We start from the raw sequence: 4,590 nt of genomic DNA, 5'->3' as shown, positions 1-4,590 counted from the left end.
AAATATTATTTCGTATGGTGATGTTCGACAAGTGAACTCGTGGTAACGGATAACTCAGATTCAGGTCATGGATCAAATGTGAGAAATATTTGTCAATCCTACTCAATCCAAACCTTAACACCTATTTCCATACGAATGTGCACAGACCCTCAGACCCCTATAGTATTTTTTCGTCTATTTGAGGTTCAACGACCCTATACAGTCGCGACCTCAATCCGGTAGAAAATTCTCGAGCCATACCACTTTCTTTAAGATTAAGACATCAGTTTGTCTGCCAAAGACAGGAGATAGGGACGGCATACAGATTGCTCCCAAATGGCACAACGGATCCACCGTCATATAACACCACACCGGCGGCGAACCTTTCCTGAACGGAATCCTGAAGTTTACGCAGTCCTTTGAAATCATCATTCGTTACCGTTGCAGTGGCCTTCACTTCAACGCCTGCCACACGGCCGCCGGATTCCAGAACTACATCTATTTCGACCTTGTCCTTATCTCGGAAATGGCTGAAGATTATCGTCTCCTCCTGCCAGCTTGTATTCCGCCGCAACTCTTGATAGACGAAGGTCTCCAGAAGCCGCCCGAAGACAGCACGATCCTTCCACAGCATTTCCGCATCCAAGCCAAGCAGCGTACATGCCAGTCCGGTATCACCCAGATGGAGTTTGGGCGTCTTGACGCTATGGCGGTGAGTGAAACTGTGTCAGTTTAACTGAGCGCCATAGGGCAGGCTCATGAAATTCAGTCTGAGCTACAGGCAGCTGGAATTCCATTATAGATTTGATCAAGAACTAGCAGCGCAATTGTTTTTGGCGATTAATTTGAGCCCATTGGCAATATCGTGAGCCCGTTTCCAGCTAATCTGAGCCCGTTGGCGGTTATTGTGAGCTAACCCCTATCTTATTGGCATATAGTGTGAGCCCGTTGGCAGTCTGTTTGCAAGCCGCTACAGCTAATGTTCGATTTTTGGACGTCGAGAGCTTGATGAGATATGATTCGGCAACTTCAAATCGGGGGGTGACGCAAAATAAAATCGTTCCCTTTTTTGTCAGCGGCAGAACCTTTCGTTGAATGATGGAAGTTGGTTGCATTTGGAGCTAATATGAAGAATCTGCTCTCGTTCGGTTAGCCTACCAGGCCGGTAACAATTTTATTCCTTCTGATGAATGACATGGCAGGAAACCGAGTATGTCTACTCTAGCCAGTTTTCGACTGATAATCCCGGAACGCGTGAAAATTCTCTGACATTGGCGGAAACGAGGATCAGGTCCAGTGACCGGGCGTGAGCCGCAATGAGCAAGTCATTGGGGCCTATGGGAGTACCAGCCGCTTCTAATTTGACACGAATCTCGGCATAATGGAAATCCGTATCTATATCCAAGGGAAGTACATCGAGGACCGCGAGCAATTGTTCAACCCTCATCTGAAGCGAGGCAGACTGCTTTTTCTCCGATCCAAAACGTAATTCACATGCCACAATGATGCTTGTATAAACCGTTTCCTCACCCTTTTCAGCAATTCGCTGTGCAACACTACCAGCCGGATCGCGAATCAGATTGGACAGGATATTGGTATCCAAAAGATAAGTAAAATCAGCCATCTCACAACTCGATATCATCCAATGGCAGTAAACCTGCATCAACATCGGGGAATTTATCAGGCAATGGCTGCCAGTTGGCTATGACCTTCAGCAAAGAGCGGTGTTGAACAGGTTCGATAATCAATTTGTTCCCTTCTTTACGAATCATCGCCTCATTTCCCGGCAATTCATATTCACGGGGAATACGTAGCGCCTGGTTTCGTCCATTCTTAAAAAGTTTGATGTGTCTTTCAGTTTGCATATTCCCTCTCTGTTGAAAGCATAGGCCTTGGCATATGCTTATATTGTAGTCCGCATTGTAGTTAGAGGCAAGAATAAATTGCTGACGCCAAGAAATAGGGGCCGAGGGAAAAGCTAGAGTGAAGCCTCGTCGGAGCAATTCCGTATTCCCGGGCAGTATCGGAACCAGATAGCTATTATTATCGAGACTGATCATTTGGCTACAATGAAAAGGTTTTGCCAGGACAGACCTTGCTTATCCTTGCCTGCATCGGCTCACTTTTCCATAGAAAAGAGAGGAACTGGCAAGCATAAGCTGAATAATTTATCCGTAACTTTAACTTCTTGAGAGTCATTCTAATCCTCCCAAGGGTTGATAACGTTGACACCTACGGCGTGGAATGGACTGACATCTCGTGTCGCGACGCTAAATCGATTAGTAGCCGCAATAGACGCAATGTATCCATCTGCTGCAGCAATTGCTAAGCCGGCAGATTTGGCTTTTGCCATGAGCTCAGCATAAGCGGTCGTGCAGTCCATATCAAACGGACGTACACGTCCGGCAAACAGCGGCAAGATTTGATTTTCAAGACTGGTTTGCAGTTCATCTCGTCGCTTTCCAACTGGAAGGTTTGCAACTCCAAAACGTAGTTCTGCCACAGTGATTGCTGATAAATAGAGCGTTTCTAATGATTGTGCGTCAATCCAGTTAATAACACGGGCATCAGGAGCACGACGCAACGGTTCCGAAATTACATTTGTATCTAACAGTATCATTCAAAATCCACCGGTTTGGCCGGAGATTTATCTCGGCTCTGCTCAAAAACCGAAAATTCATCATCGCTCAAATTGATTTTGCGACCAATGTTAGCAAGTAAAGAACCAAGTTTTACCCTTCCTTCCGGTTGGACGGCCTTTTCCAGTATCTCACGAATTTCAGCTTCGGCGCTTCGACCATGCTGTGCGGCTCTAACCCGTAAAGCGCGATGAACCTCATCCGGTACGTTTCTGACAGTGATTGATGGCATGATTGCACCTCCATTTTGAGCTTTATTTGCTTACACTATATCACAATGCAAGCAAGTAAGCAAGAGTCGCACCCTTTTCAAAAAAGGCCGTGACCGATGATGTGGCTTGATCAAGTAGCCAAAGCAGGATATTTCCAATGGTATAGTCATAGCCAGTTTCCAACCTTTCTCGTTTAAGGTTCTTCCTGAAACTGATTTGCGATGGAAATTGCGCCAATTAAATGACTCGATAGTTTTTTTGCGCCAGAAGAACGATTTATTATGGCGCAATTCCAGCAATCGCGCCATAATAAAGGAACTATGCCAAAACAAATATCTCAAAACGACTTGGAAAGCATTGTAAAAGTGGTGGGCATCTTCCCTAGCGGAGCTGGCATTGAAGAAATCTATTCCACGCTTGAGGGCAGAGTCCCTCGTCGGACCTTGCAGAGGCGTCTGGCATTACTAGTAGAGCAAAAGAGCCTCACAAAGGAAGGGCGGGCCAGGGCCAGTCGATATCGTTTGCCTGTAATTACCGGTGAGGCAAATTTAAGAGAAGAGCCCGATATATTCGTCGCACGCGGAGAAGTCTATATTCCACTATCACCAGATGGAGAGGAGAGTAAAAAGGCTATTCGCAAGCCTATCCAAGGCCGTCAGCCTGTTGGGTACAATCGCACTTTTCTTGATTCATACCGACCGAACAGCACATTCTATCTTACTGTAGAAACTCGTCAGAGGCTATACGAGATTGGGCGTTCACCGGAAGAGCAGCGAATAGCCGGAACCTATGCGCGGCAGATCTTTAATCGATTATTAGTCGATCTTTCGTGGAACTCCAGCCGATTGGAGGGGAATACCTATTCGCTTTTAGAAACCGAACGCCTTCTTGAGCAAGGCGAAGCAGCAGAAGGCAAAAAGGAAATGGAAACACAGATGCTCCTTAACCACAAAGACGCCATCGAACTTTTAGTCGAGCAGGCCGCCGAAGTGGGATTCAACAGATACACCATTCTTAACCTGCATGCCTTGCTATCCAACAATCTTCTGGCAGATCCGCAGGCATGTGGTCGATTGAGAACAGTCTCGGTAATGATCGGTGGGTCTGTGTATCATCCTTTGGAAACACCGCAACTAATAGATGAATGTTTCGGACAACTCCTTACCCTTGCGTCAGAAATAGAGGATCCGTTCGAACAGGCCTTTTTTGCAATGGTACATCTACCATACCTTCAGCAGTTTCTGGATGTAAATAAACGAGTTTCGCGGCTTGCCGCCAACATCCCGTTGATCCGCCGGAATCTCTGTCCTCTCTCATTCCTTGATGTGCCGGATCGGGCCTACATTGACGGCACAGTGGCTGTTTATGAGCTGAACCGGGTTGAACTCCTGCGTGATGTCTTTATCTGGGCCTATCAACGATCATGTGCACGTTATTCTGCTATTCGACAGTCTCTCGGCGAGCCCGATCCTTTCAGGTTGCGATACCGGCAGCAAATAAAAAATCTCGTGGCCGAGGTGGTGCGTGATTGCATGGATAAACGTGAGGCCGCACACCGGATAGCCGGGAGGTCTGAAACAGATATTTCACCCAGTGATCAGTCACGTTTTATTGAAGTGGTCGAGACAGAGCTGAGCAACCTGCATGAAGGAAATTTTGCCCGTTACGGATTACGCCCGTTGGAATTTGCGGATTGGGAAAAGGTTTGGCGTTAATAAGGTGTAAGCTAAAATTATCAAACGCGCCGTAAAACCCCTTCC

6 protein-coding genes are annotated in these 4,590 nt (G+C 46.7%); 1 reads left to right on the top strand and 5 read right to left on the bottom strand.

Features of this window, described 5'->3' with window-relative positions; all coding sequences use genetic code 11:
* Positions 1 to 262: 262 nt before the first annotated feature.
* The 5 genes from ACYQ8U_RS22620 to ACYQ8U_RS22600 all read right to left on the bottom strand — a co-directional run bounded on the left by ACYQ8U_RS22620 (position 263) and on the right by ACYQ8U_RS22600 (position 2,850).
* Complete coding sequence (locus tag ACYQ8U_RS22620; RefSeq protein ID WP_488193408.1) at positions 263 to 613, bottom strand: DUF4143 domain-containing protein; 351 nt, start codon at positions 611 to 613, stop codon at positions 263 to 265.
* 582 nt (positions 614 to 1,195) lie between these two features.
* Entirely contained in the window at positions 1,196 to 1,603 is a 408-nt protein-coding gene (locus ACYQ8U_RS22615) for a type II toxin-antitoxin system VapC family toxin (RefSeq protein WP_459947826.1), read from the bottom strand.
* Between the two features lies 1 nt (position 1,604).
* Entirely contained in the window at positions 1,605 to 1,844 is a 240-nt protein-coding gene (locus tag ACYQ8U_RS22610) for an antitoxin (protein WP_459947825.1), read from the bottom strand.
* 335 nt (positions 1,845 to 2,179) lie between these two features.
* Entirely contained in the window at positions 2,180 to 2,599 is a 420-nt protein-coding gene (locus tag ACYQ8U_RS22605) for a type II toxin-antitoxin system VapC family toxin (RefSeq protein WP_459947824.1), read from the bottom strand.
* Positions 2,596 to 2,850: a FitA-like ribbon-helix-helix domain-containing protein gene (locus tag ACYQ8U_RS22600; protein ID WP_459947823.1), complete on the bottom strand. Its 255-nt coding sequence runs from the start codon at positions 2,848 to 2,850 to the stop codon at positions 2,596 to 2,598. Before ACYQ8U_RS22600 ends, ACYQ8U_RS22605 begins: the two co-directional genes overlap by 4 nt.
* Positions 2,851 to 3,111: 261 nt before the next feature.
* Here ACYQ8U_RS22600 and ACYQ8U_RS22595 point away from each other — a divergent pair, with 261 nt between their 5' ends.
* Positions 3,112 to 4,545: a Fic family protein gene (locus ACYQ8U_RS22595; protein WP_459947822.1), complete on the top strand. Its 1,434-nt coding sequence runs from the start codon at positions 3,112 to 3,114 to the stop codon at positions 4,543 to 4,545.
* Positions 4,546 to 4,590: the final 45 nt, after the last annotated feature.

The sequence above is a fragment of the Desulfocastanea catecholica genome (assembly GCF_054657295.1).
This window is presented reverse-complemented; position numbering and strand designations above follow the sequence as displayed.